Origin of the sequence: Arthrobacter sp. S39, from assembly GCF_004320525.1 — a bacterium.
In the GTDB taxonomy this organism is placed as follows: Bacteria; Actinomycetota; Actinomycetes; order Actinomycetales; family Micrococcaceae; genus Arthrobacter.
In genome coordinates this window covers 233616-254030 of record NZ_SIHX01000001.1, presented here as the reverse complement: position 1 = coordinate 254030, position 20415 = coordinate 233616, and the positions used below count along the sequence as shown (strand labels likewise).

Below are 20415 nucleotides of genomic sequence, written 5' to 3'. Positions count from 1 at the left end.
ATGCTGATCATCCTTGGGGCCGCTTTGCTGTTCCTCGCCCCGATCCTCCTGGGTGTGGCGCTGGTGCTGCCCCGAACCCCCGAAGTCGCCTTGGACCGACGCCGCCCTTACGAGGCGGAGCCGCCGTCGCGGCTAACCCTGCTCAGTGACGCCACGGTAGGCGGCCTGGGCCGATTCCTGGAAGCCGGGAACATCCGTCTCTTCAACCGTGACGCACTGGAGAATGCAGGGCTGCGGCTGAGTCAGACTGAATTTACGGTGTTGGTCATCGCCGGCTCCATCGTCGGCGCGCTGGTAGGACTGGTCATTGGGGTACCGGCCATCTCCGTCCTGCTGGTTGTCCTGGCGCCGTTCGTGGGCCACCTCGTCCTGGGATTCCTTGCCGGCAAACGGCGTGCCAAGTTCGACGAACAGCTCTGCGATACTCTGCAACTGCTTGCTGGCGGATTACGTGCGGGCCACAGCATCCTGCGGACCATCGATGCCGCCGCGGCGGAGTCGCTGAGCCCCACCTCCGAGGAGATGCGGCGCGTCGTCACGGAGACCAGCTTGGGCCGCGACCTGCTCGCCTCACTGACTGACACGTCCGACCGCATGCGGAACGAGGACTTCGTCTGGATCGCCCAGGCCATTCAGATCAACCGGGAAGTGGGCGGCAACTTGGCCGAGGTCCTGGACCAGGTGAATGAAACCATTCGGGAGAGGTCGGAAATCAAAGGACACATCAAGGCGCTGGCTGCCGAAGGCAAATTTTCGGCGTACATCCTTATTGCCATGCCCATTGGAATAGTGGCCATGCTCATGGGTGTGAACCCTGGATACATGAATTCCATGTTCACCCACCCACTGGGCTGGGGAATGGTCGGTCTCTCCTTTGTACTGCTGACGATCGGCAGCCTGTGGATGCGCAAAATCATCGATCTGAAGTTCTGAGGTCCCAATGAGTCCCCTTGTGCTGTTTGCCCTGGTGTTGGTCTCCGTGCCGACCGGCTATCTGGCCTGGTCCATCCTCTCCGTGGATCGAAAGGGCCACACCGCCACGGTGGCCATCCTGACGCGCGGCAGGACGACTGCTGCAGCACCGGAAGGAAAACCGGGCAGTCTCCTGGCAAGCATTGGCTACCGGCTAACGCCCCCGGCCTATGTGCGGAAGCTAGATAAGCTGCTGTCGCTTGCGGGACGGCCCCCAGCGTGGCCATTGGGTCGCATCCTTGCAGCAAAGCCCCTTCTTGGCCTCGTCGGAGCAGTGGCGTTCATCCTGATCAGCACCAGCAGCCCGGCACCGCTCATAAAGCTGACGGGTCTGTTCGTTCTGTTCCTGGGCTATTTCATCCCCGATCTGATGCTCTACAGCAAAGGCCTGGAACGCCAGAAGATCATGCAGCTGGAACTGGCAAACACCTTGGACCAGATGCTCATTTCCGTGGAGGCTGGACTGGGCTTCGAGGGGGCCATGGCGCGCGCCGGAGCAAATGGCAAGGGCCCACTGGCCGAGGAGCTCGTGCGCACCCTGCAGGACATGCAGGTGGGGCGCAGCCGCCGGGAATCCTATCTTGCCTTGGCCGAGCGGACTAGCCTTCCGGAACTCCGCAGCTTTGTCCAGGCCATTGTCCAGGCAGACAAGTACGGCATTGCCATCAGCCGGGTGCTTCGCGTCCAGGCGAAGGTGATGCGCGTGAAACGCCGCCAACGCGCCGAGGAAAAGGCCATGAAGCTCCCCGTCATGATCCTTTTCCCGCTGCTGTTCTTCATCTTCCCGGTGCTTTTTATTGCAATTCTTGGCCCCGCCGTCATCAACACCATCGTGACGTTTAGCAGTCAGTAGCTAGGAAGTCCCGCCAGGTCAAGGTCCCTCAAGCTTTCCTCAGGATCTCCCTAAATCCAGCTTTTGGAAATAATCAGGAAGTAGCCTTGTACCATGCACACTCCAGACCCAGGCACCGGCGACAAGGAAATCCCCGCGGTTCCCCTGCCCGCTGCCTCTGGAGGTATGGCGGAGGCTGGAGTTCTGCACGAATTGGAGGACCTCTTGCCGCTAGTGGACTCAGGCATTCTGGAAGACCTGGAGGAGCAGCTGGACGGTGCAGAACTCGCCCTCCGGTTCGCCCGCGACTACGCCGCCATGTGGGACCAGCGTTACCGCCGGCTGGCCCTCGCTGTGGAGAACCAGGACCGTGCCTCCGCCCTTGACGCCATCATCAGCCTGAGGATCACGTCCGCCATGGTAGGGGGCCTCCGGCTGGCCCGGCTGGCCGAGATGCTCGAAACAGTCATCCGGCAGGGCGACTTTGGCCAGGGGCAGGCCATGATGGGACGCGTGGCCGAACACGGGGACCGGACCGTCTCCGAACTCCAGGCGAACTACATCCTGAAGAACGAATAGGGCCAGCCCCGCCCTCCAAGCAAGGCACCGTACCCTAACGTTGCTCCGGCCGCTTCGGCGCCAGCCTGTACCCGACTCCGCGCACGGTCTGCAGCCACCGCGGGGCTGCAGGATCCTCCTTCAGCTTGCGCCTCAGGTTGCCGATGTGGACTTCCACGGCCCGCTCATCGGCCTCACTGATGTAGGCGTCCGCCTCGTAGAGATCACCGCGCACGGCCTTGACCAGGTCCGAGCGCGTACAAACGGCCCCGCCTCCGCGCAGCAGCACGTGGAGGAGGTCAAATTCGCTGCGCGTGAGGCCCAGCTGTTCGCCGTGAATGGCCACTGAACGCGTCCGGTGGTCAAGGATCAGCCCGTTATGGTGGAGCACTCCGGTGTGTGCCGGCGGCCCAGCCTGTACGGGACCGGGAGGCCACGCCTCCGGATCCTGGCCCTTGATTTCATGCCGCGGCCGGCGCATCATCGCCGCCACCCGGGCCCGCAGCTCGCGCGGACGGAACGGCTTCGAGATGTAGTCGTCGGCACCCGCATTCAGCGCCGACAGCAGATCCGGTTCTTCGGTCCTGCCGGTCAGCATCACCACATAGGCATCGCTGAAATTCCTGATCCGCCGCAGCACCTCAAAGCCGTCAATGTCCGGCAGGCCGATGTCCAGCGTCACGACGTTCGCCTGCTTAGCCCGGACCACTTCGACGCCATCCCGCCCGTCCGAGGCGGTATGGACCTCAAAACCCGCTTGGCTGAGCACACCCTCCAAGAGGTTGCGTATGTCAGCATCATCCTCGATGACTACCGCTACTCCAAGATCGTCCATTGTCATCCCCATGCCAGGTGAAAGCGGCCCCCCATCAGCCCAGCGCCAATGCCGTATTCACTCCAACTGCCTCTACGCTACAAGGGATGAACGTCTGATGACATGCCTTTTCGATATTCGCATGCGAAAAGTCAATTATCATGACAGCAGATGTACATTCGAACCCAGGGGGCGTAGCACTGTGCACTTCAATAAAGCGCTGGTAAATTCGTCCTGGACACGATGTTTGATGGGGGAAAGGCTACGGCCCGCTCATGAGTGAGAAGCTTGTTCAGCGTGGAATAAGCCGCTATTTCAGGACATTGGGTCCGCGTACTCAGGTCGCTTTATGCCAGCTTCCGCTGACACTGATCGTGCTTGCCTTGGCCATAGCGACTCCCTTAGCCTGGCCGACCCTGCTGAATAGTCCCCTCTATATCTTCAGCATGGTGCTGCACGGCCTATTGTTTGCGGCTTGCTTTATCATCCCTTGGGAACGGCTGAACAACAGCGCCTACTTGGTCATTCCCGTCCTGGACCTTCTTGCGATTGGACTGTCACGCAATGGTGCCGGGCCGCTCGTGCCCGGACTCGTGATCCTCGCAATTTTTCCCATCATCTGGCTCTCAGCATCTGGAATGCTGGCACGCACCAGCATCGTTTTGAGCATTCTGGGACCGCTCTTCATCTTGCTGCCTACAGTGGCCGGAAAGTTTCCCAACCTCACGGCTTCGGATCTGACTTCCCTTCTCCTTTTCCCGCTCATGATGCTGGCGGTCTCCCTTGCCATCCGCTTCGCCAGCGTGAATATGAGGATGCAGCAGCGGCAGCTCCAGGAAAAAGACAGGGAACTCCGCGACCTGCTCGATGCAAGCACGGAGCGTGAGCGGTTGCTGAAAACGATTCTGGACGCGACCGACGTCGGAATCGTGGCGGTTAATTCAAAGGGTGGGCACCTGCTGACAAACAATCGACAGAAGAGTTTGGAGCAGAACGCGATCAATCCGGGTGTCAGAGCTGCACAGGAAGAGGATCAACTGATCTTCGCCCAAGACAAAGTGACACCACTGGCGGCGGAGAAGCGGCCTATTCAACGTGCTATCCAGGGTGAATTGTTTGCTGATTATCTCGTCTGGATCGGTAACGGATCGAATCAGCGCGCTGTTTCCACCGCAGCCCGGCCGATGGTTAGCGATGACGGCCAATTCATGGGGGCGGTGATTGTCTACAACGATGTCACGGGGCTCGTCGAAGCCTTGGCGGCAAACGAAGAACTCATCTCGAACGTCTCGCATGAGTTCAGGAGTCCGCTGAACTCCATCCTCGGCAACGTCGACCTGGTCCTTGAGGACGTTCAGGGCACGTCCCCGCTCTCTGCCCAACGCCTTGAGGTCGTGTTGCGCAATTCCGAGAGGCTCCTTGCACTGGTGTCCGACCTGATGGCGTCGGCTTCCTCGGCCCTCAAAGTACACCCTAAACGCACCGACCTCGCTAGCCTCGTGGAGACCAGCATCGGCTCAGCGCAACCGCAGGCGGAGCAGTCCAGGATCTCCCTGGTCGCCGACATCCAGTCGCCGCTGTGGGCCTATGCCGATCCGCTGCGCATCGGGCAGGCCCTGGACAACCTGGTGTCCAACGCCATCAAGTACTCGCCCGGCGGCGGCGTGGTGAATATCAGTGCCCAGGGCTCGGATGACTGGGTCCGGCTGCAGGTGCAGGATTCGGGGATGGGCATGAGCCCGGAAGACTCGGCCAGGGTCTTCCGCCGGTTCTTCCGGACAGAGACAGCCCGCGAAGCTGCCATCCCGGGGGCGGGCCTGGGGCTGTCCATCACCAAGGCGATTATCGAAGGCCACGGCGGCGACATCTCCTGCACCAGCAATCCGGGCAAGGGCAGCACGTTCACGCTGACTCTCCCGGCCGAGGGGCCGTCGCTCTACTGACCCCACCCCTCATCGATTGATCCCCACCGGCCCCCTAGCCTCACAAGTTCGGCCAGGGAACCCTGCTGGCGTGGGCCCTACGCCGTTTTGACGCGTGAAAAGGGCCCGCACGGAGCAATCGAACGGGTTAGTGCTCCCGCTTGGCCCGCGTGAGTTCGGCCCGTGCGAGCATCTCCCCGTCGGTCGGGTAGGCGACCTCCTCCAGAACCAGGGGGTGGGGCGCAGCCAGCACGGATTTGGCGTCGCGCTTCTTCGCGAGGAGCCGCTCATACAGCCACTCCGGTTCCTCCACGCCCTCGCCCACGAACAGGGCCGAGCCCACCAGGGACCGCACCATGTTGTGGCAGAACGCGTCCGCCTGGACGGTGGCCACAATGACGCCGTCCTCCCCGCGCGCAAATTCGAAGCGCTGCAGTTCGCGGACGGTGGTGGCACCTTCCCTGGGCTTGCAGTAGGAGAGGAAGTTCTGCAGCCCCAGCAGCTTGGACGCCCCCTCATTCAACAGGGAAACGTCCAGCGGGTTCTTGTGCCACAGCGTGAAGTAGCGTTCCAGCGGGTCCCAAAGTGCCGGGCCGTCTGCGATGCGGTAGCTGTAGCGGCGCCACAGGGCTGAGAACCGGGCGTCAAAGCCCTCGGCGGCCAGGGACACCCTGTGGACCTCGATGGATCCGGTCAGGTCACCCAGGCCGCGGCTCAGTGCCCCGCGGATCCGGCGCAGCATGGCGACGCCGGGATCGAGTTCGTGCCCCCGTGGCAGTCCCAGCCACTCGGCTTCGGTGAGGTCCACGTGGACCACCTGGCCGCGGGCGTGCACACCGGCGTCCGTGCGGCCAGCCACGGTCACGCGCACAGGCCGGCGGACCAGCAATGCCACGGCCTCCTCCAGGACGCCCTGGACGGTGCGGAGACCCGGCTGGATGGCCCACCCGTTGAAGGGGCCGCCGTCGTACGAAAGATCAAGCCGGATACGCAAAAACCCGCCGCCCCCCAAAACGGGGGCCGCGGGTTTTTGGTCGTTCATAGACCTAAGTCTATGCGAAGGAATCAGCGAATTACTTCGCGTCCTTTTCCTCAGCCTTGTCCTCGGCGGGAGCTTCCTCAGCGGCCGGAGCCTCTTCGGTTGCAGCCTCAGCCTCGGGAGCCTCAGCAGCGACGACCTCTGCCTCGGGAGCTTCTTCTGCGGCCGGAGCGGCAGCAGCTGCTTCCTTCTTGTCGGCGTCGCGCTTAGCGGCAGAGGTAGCCTCGGCTACAACGGCCTGCTTGGCGGAAACCGGCTCGAGGACCAGTTCGATGACAGCCATGGGAGCGTTGTCGCCCTTACGGTTGCCGATCTTGGTGATGCGGGTGTAGCCGCCGTCGCGGTTCTCCACTGCCTGTGCAATGTCGGTGAACAGCTCGTGGACGACGCCCTTGTTGCTGATCAGGCCGAGTACACGGCGGCGGGAAGCCAGGTCGCCGCGCTTGGCGAAAGTCACCAGGCGCTCTGCGTACGGCTTCAGGCGCTTGGCCTTGGTCACCGTGGTGGTGATCCGCTTGTGCTCGAACAGTGCTGCTGCCAGGTTCGCGAGCATAAGACGCTCGTGAGCCGGGCCGCCTCCGAGGCGCGGACCCTTAGTGGGGGTAGGCATAATTGTTTCTCCTCATATGGAAGCCGGTGGTGGGCACACCATGGTGCCCGCCGGCCAAGATCTGTTTTAGAGTTCGTCGTCGCCGAAGGCGGCGTCGTCCTCTTCAATTGCTGCGGCGCGTGCTGCGAGGTCAAAACCGGGAGGCGAGTCCTTGAGGGACAGGCCCAGTTCAACCAGCTTTGCCTTGACCTCGTCAATGGACTTCGCACCGAAGTTACGGATGTCCATCAGGTCAGCCTCGGAGCGGGCTACGAGTTCACCCACGGTGTGGATGCCCTCACGCTTGAGGCAGTTGTAGGAACGGACGGTGAGGTCCAGATCCTCGATCGGCAGGGCCATGTCAGCTGCCAGGGCAGCGTCCGTCGGCGACGGGCCAATCTCGATACCTTCAGCTGCGGTGTTCAGCTCGCGGGCCAGACCGAAGAGTTCCACCAGGGTGGTACCTGCGGAAGCAACCGCATCGCGCGGGGCGATGGCCTGCTTGGTCTCGACGTCGACAATGAGCTTGTCGAAGTCAGTGCGCTGCTCAACACGGGTTGCTTCCACGCGGAAAGTAACCTTCAGCACCGGCGAGTAGATCGAGTCGACCGGGATACGGCCGATCTCGGAATCGCCGGACTTGTTCTGAGCTGCCGACACGTAGCCGCGGCCGCGCTCGATGGTCAGTTCGAGTTCGAACTTGCCCTTCGAGTTCAGTGTGGCAATGTGCAGATCCGGGTTGTGGAATTCGACGCCGGCCGGCGGAGCGATGTCCGCGGCGGTGACGACTCCGGGGCCCTGCTTGCGCAGGTAAGCAACAACCGGCTCGTCGTGCTCGGAGGAAACCGACAGGCTCTTGATGTTCAGGATGATCTCAGTGACATCTTCCTTGACACCCGGAACCGTGGTGAACTCGTGCAGCACGCCATCGATCCGGATGCTGGTTACAGCGGCACCGGGGATGGAGGAGAGCAGGGTACGGCGGAGGGAGTTTCCGAGGGTGTAGCCGAAGCCCGGTTCCAGCGGTTCAATGATGAAACGCGAACGGTTTTCGGAGACTACCTCTTCGGAGAGGGTGGGGCGCTGTGCAATGAGCACTTAGGTTTCCTTTCGGCGAGCATCCGCTATATGACGCAACACAGGTGGTGGAAATTCGGTCTGAAGACTTAACGCGGCTGGGCCTGCCCGGACCATCGACGGTCCGGGCAAGCTCCTGCTGCTGAAAAAGCCTTAGACGCGGCGGCGCTTCGGCGGACGGCAGCCGTTGTGCGCCGCGGGGGTGACGTCCTGGATGGAGCCAACCTCCAGGCCAGCGGCCTGCAGCGAGCGGATTGCGGTCTCACGTCCGGAGCCCGGTCCCTTCACGAAAACGTCAACCTTGCGCATGCCGTGCTCCTGCGCACGCTTGGCAGCGGCTTCGGCAGCCATCTGGGCAGCGAACGGGGTGGACTTACGCGAGCCCTTGAAGCCAACCTCACCTGAGGAAGCCCAAGAGATAACAGCGCCGTTCGGATCCGTGATGGAAACGATGGTGTTGTTAAACGTGCTCTTGATGTGCGCCTGGCCAAGCGCGATATTCTTCTTGTCCTTCTTACGCGGCTTGCGAACCGCGCCACGAGTCTTCGGGGGCATTATTTCTCCTACAGAAAGTTATCGGGGTAGGCAATCGTTGAATCCCGAAGGATTTAACGAGCCTTCTTCTTGCCGGCGACGGTACGCTTCGGGCCCTTGCGGGTACGTGCGTTGGTCTTCGTACGCTGTCCGCGTACGGGCAGGCCCTTGCGGTGGCGCAGGCCTTCGTAGCTGCCGATCTCAACCTTGCGGCGGATATCTGCTGCTACTTCGCGGCGAAGGTCACCCTCAACCTTGTAGTTGCCTTCAATGTAGTCACGCAGCTCAACCAGCTGGGCATCGGTGAGGTCCTTAACGCGGACGTCAGCGCTGATGCCAGTGGCAGCCAGGGTTTCGTGTGCACGGGTCTTACCCACGCCGTAGATGTAAGTAAGCGCAATTTCCAACCGCTTTTCGCGGGGAATGTCTACGCCAGCGAGACGAGCCATAGTGGCAGTACTCCTTGAATAAACCGGAGGTCGTAGGCAGTACACCCGTACGTTCCGTACGGCCCCAGCCTCCGACCGGGGGTTAGCTGTCCGGGCTCATGCGTCCCAGTTCAGCTTGTGCTGCCTTTTATTTACTTGCGTGGGTTAGCAACCCAGGATTTCCTTCAAAGAAGGAAATTTAGCCCTGGCGCTGCTTGTGGCGCGGGTTCTCGCAGATCACCATGACCCGGCCATTACGGCGGATCACTTTGCACTTTTCGCAGATCTGCTTGACGCTCGGCTTGACCTTCATGGCATTCCTTTGCGTGTAACAGTTGGTCAACTGGAGCAGCGTTCAGCGTGCGCTGATGCTGCCCAGCAATTTACTTGTAGCGGTAGACGATACGACCCCGAGTGAGGTCATAAGGGCTCAGTTCCACCACTACCCGGTCCTCAGGGAGAATCCTGATGTAGTGCTGGCGCATCTTGCCTGAGATGTGTGCCAGAACGATGTGCTTGTTGGTGAGCTCAACGCGAAACATCGCGTTGGGCAGCGCCTCAGTCACAACGCCCTCGATCTCAATGACCCCGTCCTTCTTGGCCATACCCTCCGCTAACTGTTGTTGCCGCAGCCCTGCCGGATTGCACCGGACATGACCACGAACGTTTTTGTGTGGATCGGTTGTCCCCACAGGCCCCAAACAGGGCACAGCTGGGCAGACAACCAACAGACAACACTACGCCACTTTGCGGCGAAAGTTAAATCCAGCCATGCTAGCGCATTCCTGCGCTGTACGCACCATAGTCCCCGGCCGGAGTGCTTACTGCTTCCGCGTTGGCCACGCCGTCCAGGATGGCCAGACGTACGACGTCGGCTCCCGCACTCTGCAGCGTGATCATGCTTATCTGCCGGGCAGTTTCGGTGCTGCGGTCCAGGGCCACGGCGCCGGTGGAGAGGCAGAAGACCGTGTCGCCGTCGGCAAGGGTGTGGGACGGGTTCAGCGCCCGGGCCAGCCCGGCGTGCGCCGCTGAGGCAGTCCGCTTGCACTCGGCGACGTCGAGGGCTGCGTTTGTAGCCACCACCACCAGTGTGGTGTTGAGTCCGTCCCGGTGATTGGGCTTGTCGAAATCCCCGGGTTCCGCCCGCTCCGGCGATGTGCCGAACGGCGTCCCCAGCGCATTCACCACAGCCAGTGCGCCGACCACGACCCCGTTCTCAAGGGTGACCGAGGCCGTGCCCACCCCGCCCTTGAACGTTCTGCCGAGCACCGCGCCGGTACCGGCGCCCACATTGCCGCGTCCGACGTCGTGCCCTTCCGGTTGCGCAGCGGCGGCGGCTGTTGCCGCGTAGCCCATGCCGGCGTCGGGCCGCGCGCTGAAGTCACCGCCGCGGCCGAGGTCGAAGATTGCGGCGGCGGGAACGATGGGCACCACTCCCCCGGTGACCGCGAAGCCGCGGCCGTGTTCCTCGCACCAGCGTTGGGCTCCGTGGGCGGAGGCCAGCCCGTAGGCGCTGCCGCCCGTCAGTACCACGGCATCGACGGTGGAGACCAGCGTGGTGGGGTCGAGCGCATCGGTCTCATGCGTGCCCGGGCCACCGCCCCGGACGTCCACGGAGCCGACCGTCCCGGGCGGCGGCAGGACCACTGTCACGCCAGTCAGCCACCCGTCGCCGGTCTTCTGCTCATGGCCCACCCGGATCCCCGGCACATCAGTAATGGCTCCCATAGGCTCCATTGTGCCCTCCCCCAGCTACGGAATGGGCACCGGAGTGACGCCGAGCGGCACCAGGTGCTCCGCGCCGCCGTCGGGAGCGGAGAGTACCCAGATCCCCTTCTCGTGGACGGCTACCGAGTGCTCCCACTGGCAGGAACGCTTGCCGTCCGTGGTCACCACGGTCCAGTCATCCTCCAGCACGGCCGTATCGATGCTGCCGCGGACCAGCATGGGTTCGATGGCGAGGCACAGGCCCGGACGGATCTTCGGGCCGCGGTGGCTGGTGCGGTAGTTCAGGACGTCGGGGGCCATGTGCATTTCCGAGCCGATGCCGTGGCCGACGTAGTCCTCGAGGATGCCCAGCGGCTTGCCGGGGACCGACGACACGTAGTCATCGATGGCGGCGCCGATGTCTCCTACATGGCTGCCGGACGCCAGTGCGGCGATGCCACGCCACATGGCAGCCTGCGTGACGTCGGACAGGCGCTGGTCTTCGGGGTCTGCCTTCCCCACGATGACGGTGCGCGCGGAGTCGGAGTGCCAGCCGTCGACGATGGCTCCGCCGTCGATCGAGATGATGTCGCCGTCGTTGAGGACGCGGCCGCCGGGGATCCCGTGCACCACTTCCTCATTGACGGACGTGCAGATGGTGGCCGGGAAGCCGTGGTAGCCGAAGAAGTTGGACTTGGCGCCGGCTTCGTTCAGGACAGCGGCGAAGACGTCGTCCAGGTGCTTGGTGGTCACCCCGGGCACCGCGGCGGCAACGGCCGCGTCCAGCGCACGGCTCAGGACCAGGCCCGCCTCGTGCATGGTGCGCATCTGGGCGTTGGTCTTGTATTCGATACGGGGCTGGCCGAAAGCCATGGTGAGTCCTTTCAATGGCTGAGGCCCCTCCCGGAATCCGGGAGGAGCCTCGAATAACTGTTGCCGGGATCAGGCGGCCTGGGCTGCCTTGATGGCCTGCATGACGCGGTCGGTGACCTCGTCGATGCCGCCGATGCCGTCGACCTGGGTCAGGATGCCGCGTTCGGCATACTTGGCCACAACGGCTTCGGTCTGCTCGTGGTACAGGTCCAGGCGGTGGCGGATGACGGCTTCGTTGTCGTCGCTCCGGCCCGTCTCCTTGGCCCGGCCGAGAAGCCGGTGTACCAGTTCCTCGTCGTCGGCTGTCAGCTGCAGGACGACGTCGAGCTTCTCTTCGCCCTTGGCGAGGATCTCGTCGAGGTAGTCCACCTGGGCGGTGGTGCGGGGGTAGCCGTCCAGCAGGAAGCCGCTTTCGACGTCGGCCTCGCTCAGGCGGTCGCGCACCATCTTGTTGGTGACGCTGTCCGGCACGAAATCGCCGGCATCCATGTACTTCTTGGCCTCGACGCCCAGCGGCGTCTCACCCTTGACATTGGCGCGGAAGATATCGCCGGTGGAGATCGCAACGACGCCGAGGCGTTCGGAGATCCGTTCCGCCTGCGTTCCCTTGCCCGAACCCGGAGGTCCAATAATCAGCATTCTCGTCATCGCAAAAGCCCTTCGTAGTGACGTTGTTGTAGCTGCGCGTCAATCTGCTTGACCGTTTCCAGGCCCACACCCACCATGATCAGGATCGACGTGCCACCGAACGGGAAGTTCTGGTTCGCGTTGATCAGGACCAGGGCGACGAGCGGGATCAGTGCCACAAAGCCCAGGTAGAGGGCGCCGGGCAGGGTGATCCTGGAAAGGACGTACTGCAGGTAGTCCGCTGTCGGCTTGCCAGCCCGGATGCCCGGGATGAAGCCGCCGTACTTCTTCATGTTGTCGGAGACTTCTTCAGGGTTGAAGGTGATCGCGACGTAGAAATAGGTGAAAAAGACAATCATGGCGAAGTAGAGCGCCATGTAAATCGGGTGGTCACCCCGTGTGAGGTTGTTGTTGATCCACTCCACCCAAGGGGCCATCTGCTCGCCCGCCTTGGGCTGGTTGAACTGGGAGATCAGGCCCGGCAGGTACAGCATGGAGGACGCAAAGATCACGGGGACCACGCCTGCCATGTTGACCTTGATGGGGATGTACGTGCTGGTGCCGCCCACCGTGCGGCGTCCAATCATCCGCTTGGCGTACTGCACCGGGACGCGGCGCTGGGACTGCTCCACGAAGACCACCAGGGCGACGGTCACCAGGCCGATGGCCAGGACCATAAAGAACGTGCCCGGACCCTGCGAGGTCCAGATGGCGCCCAGGGAGGTGGGGAAGCCTGCGGCGATCGAGGTGAAGATGAGCAGGGACATGCCGTTGCCCACACCCTTTTCGGTGACGAGCTCGCCCATCCACATGATCAGACCGGTGCCGGCCGTCAGCGTGATGATGATCAGGATCGTGGTGATCACGCTGGCATCAGGGATGATGTCCAGCGCACAGCCCGGAAGGAGCTGGCCCGAACGCGCCAGCGACACCAGTGTCGTGGCGTTGAGCAGGCCGAGAGCGATGGTGAGGTACCGCGTGTACTGCGTCAGCTTGGACTGCCCGGAGGCGCCCTCTTCGTACAGTTGCTGGAACCGGGGAATGACCACCCGGAGCAGCTGCACGATGATGCTGGCGGTAATATACGGCATGATGCCCAGCGCGAAGATGGACACCTGCAGCAATGCACCGCCGCTGAACAGGTTAACGAGCTGGTAGAGCCCGCCTGCGGTCTGACCGTTCTGCAAGCATTGCTGGACATTCTGGTAGTTCACACCAGGCGAGGGAATGAAGGCACCCAAGCGGAAGATGGTGATGATTCCCAGCGTGAACAACAACTTGCGTCGCAGATCAGGCGTGCGAAAGGCCCGGCCAAATGCGCTAAGCAAGCGTCCTCCTGTTTGTAAATTAAGAGTGGTGTGATGGGGGTCAATAAATCCCAACAACCGAGTCTAACGGGTGTATGCGCGATGCGAACAATCCGCAGGTGCGCGCGTGCGCCGAGCGGACGGAAATCCTCGGCTGGCGGATGTGAAAAAACTCCCGGTCTGCGGAGCCGGGGGGCTCTGCAGACCGGGAGTTCGCAACGGGCGTCCGCCCACCGCCTCGTTAGAGGGCGGTGGTGCTTCCGCCTGCTGCAGCAATCTTTTCAGCGGCGCTGGCCGAGAATGCGTGGGCGGTGACGTCAACCTTGACGGTGATGTCGCCGGTGCCAAGCACCTTGACGGGCTGGTTCTTGCGAACGGCACCCTTTTCGACCAGGTTCTCCACGGTGACTGCGCCACCTTCCGGGAACAGCTCGTTGAGCTTGTCCAGGTTTACAACCTGGAACTCAACCCGGAACGGGTTCTTGAAGCCGCGCAGCTTCGGCAGGCGCATGTGCAGCGGCAGCTGGCCGCCGGCAAAGCCAGCCTTGATCTGGTAGCGGGCCTTCGTACCCTTGGTACCGCGACCGGCGGTCTTACCCTTGGAACCTTCACCACGACCAACACGGGTCTTGGCGGTCTTGGCACCCGGGGCGGGACGCAGGTGGTGAACCTTCAGTGCGTTCTGCTTCTCAGCAGTGGCGCTCTGTGCCTTTTCGGCGGTTTTCTTCTCTGCCATTTACTTCGCCTCCTCTACCTTTACCAGGTGCGGAACCGTGTTGAGCATGCCAACGGTCACGGCGTCAGCGGTGCGGACAACGGTGTGTCCGATCCGCTTCAGGCCGAGGGACCGAAGGGTGTCGCGCTGGTTCTGCTTGCCGCCAATGACGGACTTGATCTGAGTGATCTCCAACTGGGCGTCGGAGGGAGTCAGGTTCTTAGCCATAACTTAGACACCCGCCTTCTGGTTCAGGAGAGCCTTCACCATTGCCGGCGGAGCAACCTCGTCGAGGGGCAGGCCGCGGCGTGCTGCCACTGCTGCCGGCTCTTCGAGGCGCTTCAGGGCATCAACGGTCGCGTGAACGATGTTGATGGCGTTGGAGGAACCGAGCGACTTGGAGAGGATGTCGTGGATGCCCACGCACTCCAGTACTGCACGGACCGGACCACCGGCGATAACACCGGTACCGGCGGAAGCCGGACGCAGCATTACGACGCCTGCAGCAGCCTCACCCTGAACACGGTGGGGAATGGTGTTGCCAATGCGGGGAACGCGGAAGAAGGACTTCTTGGCCTCTTCAACGCCCTTCGCGATTGCGGCAGGAACTTCCTTAGCCTTGCCGTAGCCAACGCCGACCATGCCGTTACCGTCACCAACGACGACCAGTGCGGTGAAGCTGAAGCGACGACCACCCTTGACGACCTTGGAAACGCGGTTGATGGTGACAACGCGCTCTACGAACTGGCTCTTCTCAGCTTCACGGCCGCCGTCGCGGCCGCCACGGCCACCACGGTCGCCGCGGCCCTGGCCACGGTCTCCACGCTCGCCACGACGAGCGCCACCACGGCGGTCGTCGGCAGCAGCGGGAGCAGTGGTCTCAGTGGCCGGAGCAGCTACGGCTTCAGTCGCCTTCTGATCTGCAGACACAGTGTCCTTTTCCTTGTTTGCTTCCGTCACAGTGACAGCCCACCTTCACGTGCACCGTCAGCGACGGCGGCGATCCGGCCGTGGTACTTGTTACCACCGCGGTCGAAGACAACAGCTTCGATACCGGCAGCCTTCGCACGCTCGGCGACGAGCTCGCCAACGCGCTTGGCCTTGGCAGTCTTGTCACCGTCGAATGCACGAAGGTCGGCTTCCAGAGTGGACGCGCTCGCTACGGTAAGGCCCTTGGTGTCATCGACAACCTGGACGAATACGTGGCGTGCGGAACGGTTGACGACCAGACGAGGACGTACAGCCGTACCGGAGATGCGCTTGCGGATACGAAGCTGGCGGCGGCTGCGCGAAGCAGACTTGCTCTTGTTCGTACGCTTCTTGTTAATTGAGATGGCCATGGTTACTTACCAGCCTTTCCGACCTTGCGGCGGATGACTTCGCCGGCGTAACGGATGCCCTTGCCCTTATAGGGGTCCGGCTTCCGCAGCTTGCGAATGTTGGCAGCAACCTCGCCGACCTGCTGCTTGTTGATACCTGAAACAGAGAGCTTGGTCGGGGTCTCAACTGCAAAGGTGATGCCGTCCGGTGCGGTGACATTTACCGGGTGGCTGTAGCCGAGAGCGAACTCAAGGTCAGATCCCTTGGCCTGAACGCGGTAACCAGTACCAACGATTTCAAGCTTCTTCTCGTAGCCCTTGGTAACGCCCTCGATCATGTTGGAGATCAGGGTGCGTGTCAGGCCGTGGAGTGAACGGGAGGCGCGCTCGTCGTTCGGGCGGGCGACAGTCAGGGTCTCTGCTTCCAGGGAAACCTCGATCGGGCTGGCCACAGTGTGGTTCAGCTCGCCTTTGGCACCCTTGACGCTGACGACAGAGCCGTCAACCTTGACCTCAACGCCGGCAGGAACGGTGATGGGGAGACGTCCAATACGTGACATTATTCTCTTCCTTTCCCGTTACCAGACGTAAGCGAGGACTTCGCCGCCCACGCCCTTCTTGCCGGCCTGCTTGTCAGTCAAGAGGCCGGAAGAGGTGGACAGGATTGCGACACCCAGGCCACCGAGCACGTGCGGCAGGTTGGTGGACTTTGCGTAAACGCGCAGTCCCGGCTTGGAAATACGACGAACGCCAGCGATTGAACGCTCGCGGTTCGGACCGAACTTGAGCTCGAGGGTCAGCTTCTTGCCAACCTCAGCGTCTTCTTCTTTCCAGGAGGCGATGTAACCTTCAGCCTTCAGGATGTCGGCAACGCGTGCCTTGAGCTTGCTGTACGGCATGGTCACGGAATCGTGGTATGCCGAGTTTGCATTGCGCAGACGCGTAAGCATGTCTGCGACAGGATCTGTCATTGTCATTTGGGCTCTTGCCCTTCCTCATAACGGTTTCCTCGCTGCTGCCAAAAGCCTCAGCGAAGGACCTGTTACGTAGTTAGATTAGTCTTCGGCCTTGAACGGGAAGCCAAGCGCCTTCAGCAGCGCGCGGCCTTCGTCATCGGTCTTGGCAGTGGTAACAACCGTGATGTCCATACCGCGGACGCGGTCGATGGAATCCTGGTCGATTTCGTGGAACATAACCTGCTCGGTCAGACCGAAGGTGTAGTTGCCGTTGCCATCGAACTGCTTGCCGCTGAGGCCGCGGAAGTCGCGGATACGGGGCAGAGCCAGCGTGACGAGGCGATCCAGGAATTCCCACATGCGGTCCCCACGCAGGGTAGCGTGTGCGCCGATGGGCATGCCTTCGCGCAGCTTGAACTGTGCGATCGACTTGCGGGCCTTGGTTACCTGCGGCTTCTGGCCGGTGATCAGGGTCAGATCGCGGACAGCGCCGTCGATCAGTTTGGAGTCCTTGGCGGCATCTCCAACACCCATGTTCACAACGACCTTCACCAGGCGGGGAACCTGGTTGACGTTCTCGTACTTGAATTCCTCAATGAGCGTGCTCTTGATGGAATCGGCGTACTTGGTCTTCAGACGAGGAACGATCTTCGTTGCCGGAGTCTCGAGAGTCTCAGTCATTAGATGTCCTTCCCGGAGCTCTTGGCCACGCGTACACGCACTTCGCGCTTCACGCCATTGCGCTCAACGGTCTCGGTGCGGAAACCTACGCGAGTGGGCTTCTTGGTGGACGGGTCAACCAGGGCCACGTTGGAGATGTGGATCGAAGCTTCTACGACCTCGATGCCACCGGTCTTGGTGCCGCGCTGCGACTGACCGACCTTGGTGTGCTTGGTTACGCGGTTAATGCCCTCAACCAACACGCGGTTGGTCTCCGGGAATACGCGCAGAACCTTGCCCTGCTTGCCTTTGTCGCCGCCGCGCTCAGCCTTGGCGCCAGTGATGACCTGAACGAGGTCACCCTTTTTGATCTTAGCCATGGACTAGAGCACCTCCGGAGCCAGAGAAACGATCTTCATGAACTTCTTGTCACGGAGTTCACGACCAACCGGTCCGAAGATACGGGTACCGCGGGGGTCACCGTCAGCCTTCAGGATCACAGCTGCGTTCTCGTCAAACTTGATGTAGGAACCATCCGCACGGCGGCGTTCCTTCTTGGTACGGACGATGACTGCCTTGACAACATCGCCCTTCTTTACGTTGCCGCCCGGAATTGCGTCCTTGACGGTAGCGACGATGACGTCGCCAATGCCTGCGTAGCGACGGCCAGATCCACCGAGAACGCGAATGGTAAGGATTTCCTTAGCACCCGTGTTGTCGGCGACCTTGAGTCGCGACTCCTGCTGAATCACTATTTACTCCTTGCGTCGCGCTGGTTCTCAGACCGAAAATCTTCCTACGGAATGAGCCTTGCGGAACGGTTGATCGGGGTGTCTCTTGACCTGCCTGGATTTTGCCAGACCAGGCCTAAACGCCAGTGCCAAAAACATTTGCTTCCCAGGCGGATTGGACGCAGTCCAAGCGCAAGGGGGCACTATGCCGTGGCACGATTGTTTACGAGGTTTGATGACGGCGCACAGAAGGCGCCATACAAACTCAATATCCTAGCACAGAACGGGGCACTCCCCCATATCACAAGGCGACGGTCCCTGCCCACTCGCCAGGCAACGGACGACGGCGGCACGTTGGGACCTTGGGCCGGCGCACCACGCGTGCCGTTCCCCCGGGAACGGGAAAACCCCCGCTCCCAAAGGGAACGGGGGTTTCCGGTACAGCGGCTGTTGCCAGCGGTGCTGCAGGTGTTACTTGGCCTTCTCGAGGATCTCCACGAGCCGCCAGTTCTTCGTGGCGGACAGCGGGCGGGTCTCGGCGATGACAACGAGGTCGCCGATGCCGGCGCTGTTCTCTTCGTCGTGAGCCTTGACCTTGGAGGTACGGCGGATGACCTTGCCGTACAGGGCGTGCTTCACGCGGTCTTCAACCTGGACAACGATGGTCTTTTCCATCTTGTCCGAAACCACGTAGCCGCGACGCGTCTTGCGGTAACCGCGCTGCTCAGCCGTAGCTGCCGTAGCAGTTTCCGTCACGTTCTCGTCCTTTTCACTCACTTGGCATCCTCCTCGGTCTCAACCGTTTCAGCCTTTTCGGCCTTCTTGGTTGTTGCCTTCTTGGACTTCTTTTCTTCCTTGGCTTCCACAACCGGTGCGGCAACCTCGGCACGAATGCCCAGCTCGCGTTCACGGAGAACGGTGTAGATGCGTGCGATGTCCTTCTTTACCGCGCGCAGACGACCGTGGTTCTCCAGCTGGCCGGTGGCTGACTGGAAACGCAGGTTGAACAGCTCTTCCTTAGCCTTGCGAAGTTCTTCAACGAGACGCTCGTTGTCGAAACCGTCCAGCTGTGCGGGAGCGAGTTCCTTGGATCCTACTGCCATTTCTATTCACCACCTTCGCGACGCAGAATGCGTGCCTTCAACGGGAGCTTGTGGATTGCCAGGCGCAGGGCCTCGCGTGCCACCGATTCTTCGACACCGGAGATCTCAAAGAGAACCCGGCCCGGCTTGACGTTGGCGACCCACCATTCCGGCGAACCCTTACCGGAACCCATGCGGGTTTCGGCAGGCTTCTTGGTCAGGGGACGGTCCGGGTAGATGTTGATCCAGACCTTACCGCCACGCTTGATGTGGCGGGTCATCGCGATACGTGCAGACTCGATCTGACGGTTGGTTACGTATGCCGGGCTCAGAGCCTGGATGCCGTACTCACCGAAGGAGACCTTGGTGCCGCCCGTAGCAGCGCCGGAACGACCCGGGTGGTGCTGCTTACGGTGCTTGACTCGACGTGGGATAAGCATTTAAGCCTGTCCTCCTTCTACTGCAGCAGGTGCAGCCTCAACTGCCGGAGCCTCTGCAGCGGGAGCTGCTTCGGCGGCCGGACGGTCGGTACGACGGCGGCGGTCACCACGGTCAGCACCGCCCGGGCGGCCCGGACGGTCGCTGGCGCCGCGGCCACGGGACGGAGCAGCAGCTGCCTGCTGAGCCAGTTCCTTGGCGGTGACGTCACCCTTGTAGATCCAGACCTTCACGCCGATACGGCCGAAGGTGGTCTTGGCCTCGTAGAAGCCGTAGTCGATGTTCGCGCGGAGGGTGTGCAGGGGCACACGGCCTTCGCGGTAGAACTCCGAGCGGGACATTTCAGCTCCACCCAGTCGACCCGAGCAGGCGATACGGATGCCCTTGGCACCTGCACGCTGCGCGGACTGCATGGCCTTCTTCATCGCACGGCGGAATGCCACGCGGGAAGTCAGCTGCTCAGCAACGCCCTGGGCAACAAGCTGTGCTTCCATCTCGGGGTTCTTGACCTCGAGGATGTTCAGCTGGACCTGCTTGCCGGTGAGCTTTTCGAGCTCGCCGCGGATGCGGTCTGCTTCAGCGCCGCGGCGGCCGATGACGATGCCCGGGCGTGCCGTGTGGATGTCCACGCGGACACGGTCACGGGTGCGCTCGATTTCGACCTTGGCGATACCGGCGCGCTCCATGCCAACAGACATGAGCTGGCGGATACGGATGTCTTCGCGAACGAAGTCCTTGTACCGCTGTCCGGCCTTGGTGCTGTCAGCGAACCAGTGCGATACGTGATCGGTGGTGATGCCGAGTCGGAACCCGTGCGGGTTTACTTTCTGTCCCACTTAGCGAGCCTCCTCTTTCTCCGGGGTAGCGACTACCACGGTGATGTGGCTGGTGCGCTTCTTGATCTGAAATGCACGACCCTGGGCACGCGGCTGGAACCGCTTCATGGTCGGGCCTTCATCAACAAACGCTTCGCTGATGATGAGGTCACCTTCGTCAAACGCCACGCCGTCGCGGTCCGCGAGGACCCGGGCGTTGGAGATTGCCGACTGAACTACCTTGAATACCGGCTCAGAAGCTGCCTGGGGGGCAAACTTCAGAATTGCCAGAGCCTCGTTCGCTTGCTTACCACGAACAAGGTTGACGACGCGCCGGGCCTTCATAGGCGTTACGCGGATGTGACGCGCAATTGCCTTGGCTTCCATTGCTTTCCTTCTCTCGTCTTTGACGTAAGTGCA

The 20415-nt window shown here is 61.9% G+C and carries 30 protein-coding genes; 4 read left to right on the top strand and 26 right to left on the bottom strand.

Going from position 1 to position 20415, the window contains the following annotated elements:
- The 3 genes from EYS21_RS01255 (at nt 1) to EYS21_RS01245 (ending at nt 2383) form a co-directional block, all read left to right on the top strand.
- Complete coding sequence (locus tag EYS21_RS01255) at nt 1–933, top strand: type II secretion system F family protein (protein ID WP_131131315.1); 933 nt, start codon at nt 1–3, stop codon at nt 931–933.
- Between the two features lie 7 nt (nt 934–940).
- Complete coding sequence (locus tag EYS21_RS01250) at nt 941–1825, top strand: type II secretion system F family protein (RefSeq protein WP_131131314.1); 885 nt, start codon at nt 941–943, stop codon at nt 1823–1825.
- Nucleotides 1826–1918: 93 nt separating this feature from the next.
- Complete coding sequence (locus tag EYS21_RS01245) at nt 1919–2383, top strand: Hpt domain-containing protein (protein ID WP_165478238.1); 465 nt, start codon at nt 1919–1921, stop codon at nt 2381–2383.
- 34 nt (nt 2384–2417) lie between these two features.
- Here the strand turns inward: EYS21_RS01245 and EYS21_RS01240 are convergent, their stop codons facing one another.
- Nucleotides 2418–3197: a response regulator transcription factor gene (locus tag EYS21_RS01240; RefSeq protein ID WP_131131313.1), complete on the bottom strand. Its 780-nt coding sequence runs from the start codon at nt 3195–3197 to the stop codon at nt 2418–2420.
- Nucleotides 3198–3451: 254 nt separating this feature from the next.
- Between EYS21_RS01240 and EYS21_RS01235 the strand changes: the two genes are divergently transcribed.
- The gene (locus tag EYS21_RS01235) at nt 3452–5119 is read left to right on the top strand and encodes an ATP-binding protein (protein WP_131131312.1); all 1668 of its coding nucleotides are present in this window, start codon (nt 3452–3454) and stop codon (nt 5117–5119) included.
- A 127-nt stretch (nt 5120–5246) separates the two neighbouring features.
- On the opposite strand, the gene EYS21_RS01230 is transcribed toward EYS21_RS01235, so the two are convergent.
- The 25 genes from EYS21_RS01230 to rplV form a co-directional block, all read right to left on the bottom strand.
- The gene (locus EYS21_RS01230; protein ID WP_207307654.1) at nt 5247–6140 is read right to left on the bottom strand and encodes a tRNA pseudouridine synthase A; all 894 of its coding nucleotides are present in this window, start codon (nt 6138–6140) and stop codon (nt 5247–5249) included.
- Between the two features lie 31 nt (nt 6141–6171).
- A complete protein-coding gene (gene rplQ / locus EYS21_RS01225; protein ID WP_131131311.1) occupies nt 6172–6747 on the bottom strand; it encodes a 50S ribosomal protein L17 in 576 nt (191 codons plus the stop codon).
- Between the two features lie 66 nt (nt 6748–6813).
- Nucleotides 6814–7824 carry a DNA-directed RNA polymerase subunit alpha gene (locus EYS21_RS01220; protein ID WP_131131310.1) on the bottom strand — a complete coding sequence of 337 codons (1011 nt, stop codon included), beginning with the start codon at nt 7822–7824 and terminating at the stop codon, nt 6814–6816.
- Between the two features lie 132 nt (nt 7825–7956).
- Nucleotides 7957–8358, bottom strand: coding sequence for a 30S ribosomal protein S11 (gene rpsK, locus EYS21_RS01215; RefSeq protein ID WP_018769149.1), 402 nt, complete (start codon nt 8356–8358; stop codon nt 7957–7959).
- A gap of 53 nt (nt 8359–8411) precedes the next feature.
- A complete protein-coding gene (gene rpsM, locus EYS21_RS01210; protein ID WP_003803743.1) occupies nt 8412–8786 on the bottom strand; it encodes a 30S ribosomal protein S13 in 375 nt (124 codons plus the stop codon).
- Nucleotides 8787–8964: 178 nt separating this feature from the next.
- Nucleotides 8965–9078 (bottom strand): 50S ribosomal protein L36, encoded by a 114-nt coding sequence (rpmJ, locus tag EYS21_RS01205; protein WP_009358722.1) that lies wholly within the window; start codon nt 9076–9078, stop codon nt 8965–8967.
- A 70-nt stretch (nt 9079–9148) separates the two neighbouring features.
- Nucleotides 9149–9370, bottom strand: coding sequence for a translation initiation factor IF-1 (gene infA / locus EYS21_RS01200; protein ID WP_009358723.1), 222 nt, complete (start codon nt 9368–9370; stop codon nt 9149–9151).
- A 169-nt stretch (nt 9371–9539) separates the two neighbouring features.
- A complete protein-coding gene (locus tag EYS21_RS01195; RefSeq protein WP_131131309.1) occupies nt 9540–10493 on the bottom strand; it encodes a P1 family peptidase in 954 nt (317 codons plus the stop codon).
- 24 nt (nt 10494–10517) lie between these two features.
- A complete protein-coding gene (gene map, locus EYS21_RS01190; protein WP_131131308.1) occupies nt 10518–11345 on the bottom strand; it encodes a type I methionyl aminopeptidase in 828 nt (275 codons plus the stop codon).
- A gap of 69 nt (nt 11346–11414) precedes the next feature.
- Entirely contained in the window at nt 11415–11984 is a 570-nt protein-coding gene (locus EYS21_RS01185; protein ID WP_207307663.1) for an adenylate kinase, read from the bottom strand.
- 5 nt (nt 11985–11989) lie between these two features.
- The gene (gene secY / locus EYS21_RS01180; RefSeq protein ID WP_131131306.1) at nt 11990–13300 is read right to left on the bottom strand and encodes a preprotein translocase subunit SecY; all 1311 of its coding nucleotides are present in this window, start codon (nt 13298–13300) and stop codon (nt 11990–11992) included.
- A gap of 220 nt (nt 13301–13520) precedes the next feature.
- The gene (rplO, locus tag EYS21_RS01175) at nt 13521–14015 is read right to left on the bottom strand and encodes a 50S ribosomal protein L15 (protein ID WP_066436888.1); all 495 of its coding nucleotides are present in this window, start codon (nt 14013–14015) and stop codon (nt 13521–13523) included.
- Entirely contained in the window at nt 14016–14222 is a 207-nt protein-coding gene (gene rpmD, locus EYS21_RS01170; RefSeq protein WP_131131305.1) for a 50S ribosomal protein L30, read from the bottom strand.
- 3 nt (nt 14223–14225) lie between these two features.
- Complete coding sequence (gene rpsE, locus EYS21_RS01165) at nt 14226–14954, bottom strand: 30S ribosomal protein S5 (protein ID WP_066293261.1); 729 nt, start codon at nt 14952–14954, stop codon at nt 14226–14228.
- The gene (gene rplR, locus EYS21_RS01160) at nt 14951–15334 is read right to left on the bottom strand and encodes a 50S ribosomal protein L18 (RefSeq protein ID WP_079596676.1); all 384 of its coding nucleotides are present in this window, start codon (nt 15332–15334) and stop codon (nt 14951–14953) included. The genes rpsE and rplR overlap by 4 nt, the downstream gene beginning before the upstream one ends.
- A gap of 2 nt (nt 15335–15336) precedes the next feature.
- Nucleotides 15337–15873: a 50S ribosomal protein L6 gene (gene rplF / locus EYS21_RS01155; protein WP_056344361.1), complete on the bottom strand. Its 537-nt coding sequence runs from the start codon at nt 15871–15873 to the stop codon at nt 15337–15339.
- An 18-nt stretch (nt 15874–15891) separates the two neighbouring features.
- Complete coding sequence (gene rpsH, locus EYS21_RS01150) at nt 15892–16290, bottom strand: 30S ribosomal protein S8 (RefSeq protein ID WP_018773673.1); 399 nt, start codon at nt 16288–16290, stop codon at nt 15892–15894.
- A 78-nt stretch (nt 16291–16368) separates the two neighbouring features.
- Complete coding sequence (rplE, locus tag EYS21_RS01145; protein ID WP_066293276.1) at nt 16369–16950, bottom strand: 50S ribosomal protein L5; 582 nt, start codon at nt 16948–16950, stop codon at nt 16369–16371.
- On the bottom strand, nt 16950–17309 hold the full coding sequence (gene rplX / locus EYS21_RS01140; protein WP_131131304.1) for a 50S ribosomal protein L24: 360 nt from the start codon (nt 17307–17309) through the stop codon (nt 16950–16952). The genes rplE and rplX overlap by 1 nt, the downstream gene beginning before the upstream one ends.
- A 3-nt stretch (nt 17310–17312) precedes the next feature.
- A complete protein-coding gene (rplN, locus tag EYS21_RS01135) occupies nt 17313–17681 on the bottom strand; it encodes a 50S ribosomal protein L14 (protein WP_024366126.1) in 369 nt (122 codons plus the stop codon).
- Nucleotides 17682–18131: 450 nt separating this feature from the next.
- Nucleotides 18132–18437, bottom strand: a complete 306-nt coding sequence (gene rpsQ / locus EYS21_RS01130) for a 30S ribosomal protein S17 (RefSeq protein ID WP_104136687.1) — start codon at nt 18435–18437, stop codon at nt 18132–18134.
- Nucleotides 18434–18763, bottom strand: a complete 330-nt coding sequence (rpmC, locus tag EYS21_RS23895) for a 50S ribosomal protein L29 (protein ID WP_131131303.1) — start codon at nt 18761–18763, stop codon at nt 18434–18436. Before rpmC ends, rpsQ begins: the two co-directional genes overlap by 4 nt.
- 2 nt (nt 18764–18765) lie before the next feature.
- Nucleotides 18766–19182, bottom strand: a complete 417-nt coding sequence (rplP, locus tag EYS21_RS01120) for a 50S ribosomal protein L16 (protein ID WP_013601829.1) — start codon at nt 19180–19182, stop codon at nt 18766–18768.
- The gene (gene rpsC / locus EYS21_RS01115) at nt 19183–20016 is read right to left on the bottom strand and encodes a 30S ribosomal protein S3 (RefSeq protein ID WP_131131302.1); all 834 of its coding nucleotides are present in this window, start codon (nt 20014–20016) and stop codon (nt 19183–19185) included.
- Nucleotides 20017–20382, bottom strand: a complete 366-nt coding sequence (gene rplV, locus EYS21_RS01110; protein ID WP_003803798.1) for a 50S ribosomal protein L22 — start codon at nt 20380–20382, stop codon at nt 20017–20019.
- Between the last annotated feature and the right edge of the window lie 33 nt (nt 20383–20415).

Excerpts from the sequence above, each read along its gene's own strand:
- rplQ (WP_131131311.1), bottom strand. The coding sequence starts at position 6,747 with ATGCCTACCCCCACTAAGGGTCCGCGCCTCGGAGGCGGCCCGGCTCAC.
- rpsH (WP_018773673.1), bottom strand. The coding sequence starts at position 16,290 with ATGACAATGACAGATCCTGTCGCAGACATGCTTACGCGTCTGCGCAAT.
- EYS21_RS01245 (WP_165478238.1), top strand. The coding sequence starts at position 1,919 with ATGCACACTCCAGACCCAGGCACCGGCGACAAGGAAATCCCCGCGGTT.
- rpsK (WP_018769149.1), bottom strand. The coding sequence starts at position 8,358 with ATGCCCCCGAAGACTCGTGGCGCGGTTCGCAAGCCGCGTAAGAAGGAC.
- EYS21_RS01185 (WP_207307663.1), bottom strand. The coding sequence starts at position 11,984 with ATGCTGATTATTGGACCTCCGGGTTCGGGCAAGGGAACGCAGGCGGAA.
- rplV (WP_003803798.1), bottom strand. The coding sequence starts at position 20,382 with ATGGAAGCCAAGGCAATTGCGCGTCACATCCGCGTAACGCCTATGAAG.
- map (WP_131131308.1), bottom strand. The coding sequence starts at position 11,345 with ATGGCTTTCGGCCAGCCCCGTATCGAATACAAGACCAACGCCCAGATG.
- rpmJ (WP_009358722.1), bottom strand. The coding sequence starts at position 9,078 with ATGAAGGTCAAGCCGAGCGTCAAGCAGATCTGCGAAAAGTGCAAAGTG.
- EYS21_RS01195 (WP_131131309.1), bottom strand. The coding sequence starts at position 10,493 with ATGGGAGCCATTACTGATGTGCCGGGGATCCGGGTGGGCCATGAGCAG.
- rplE (WP_066293276.1), bottom strand. The coding sequence starts at position 16,950 with ATGACTGAGACTCTCGAGACTCCGGCAACGAAGATCGTTCCTCGTCTG.
- rplR (WP_079596676.1), bottom strand. The coding sequence starts at position 15,334 with ATGGCCATCTCAATTAACAAGAAGCGTACGAACAAGAGCAAGTCTGCT.
- EYS21_RS01230 (WP_207307654.1), bottom strand. The coding sequence starts at position 6,140 with ATGAACGACCAAAAACCCGCGGCCCCCGTTTTGGGGGGCGGCGGGTTT.
- rpmD (WP_131131305.1), bottom strand. The coding sequence starts at position 14,222 with ATGGCTAAGAACCTGACTCCCTCCGACGCCCAGTTGGAGATCACTCAG.
- rplF (WP_056344361.1), bottom strand. The coding sequence starts at position 15,873 with ATGTCACGTATTGGACGTCTCCCCATCACCGTTCCTGCCGGCGTTGAG.
- rplO (WP_066436888.1), bottom strand. The coding sequence starts at position 14,015 with ATGGCAGAGAAGAAAACCGCCGAAAAGGCACAGAGCGCCACTGCTGAG.
- rpmC (WP_131131303.1), bottom strand. The coding sequence starts at position 18,763 with ATGGCAGTAGGATCCAAGGAACTCGCTCCCGCACAGCTGGACGGTTTC.
- infA (WP_009358723.1), bottom strand. The coding sequence starts at position 9,370 with ATGGCCAAGAAGGACGGGGTCATTGAGATCGAGGGCGTTGTGACTGAG.
- rplP (WP_013601829.1), bottom strand. The coding sequence starts at position 19,182 with ATGCTTATCCCACGTCGAGTCAAGCACCGTAAGCAGCACCACCCGGGT.
- EYS21_RS01240 (WP_131131313.1), bottom strand. The coding sequence starts at position 3,197 with ATGGACGATCTTGGAGTAGCGGTAGTCATCGAGGATGATGCTGACATA.
- EYS21_RS01255 (WP_131131315.1), top strand. The coding sequence starts at position 1 with ATGCTGATCATCCTTGGGGCCGCTTTGCTGTTCCTCGCCCCGATCCTC.
- rpsM (WP_003803743.1), bottom strand. The coding sequence starts at position 8,786 with ATGGCTCGTCTCGCTGGCGTAGACATTCCCCGCGAAAAGCGGTTGGAA.
- EYS21_RS01250 (WP_131131314.1), top strand. The coding sequence starts at position 941 with ATGAGTCCCCTTGTGCTGTTTGCCCTGGTGTTGGTCTCCGTGCCGACC.
- rplX (WP_131131304.1), bottom strand. The coding sequence starts at position 17,309 with ATGGCTAAGATCAAAAAGGGTGACCTCGTTCAGGTCATCACTGGCGCC.
- EYS21_RS01235 (WP_131131312.1), top strand. The coding sequence starts at position 3,452 with ATGAGTGAGAAGCTTGTTCAGCGTGGAATAAGCCGCTATTTCAGGACA.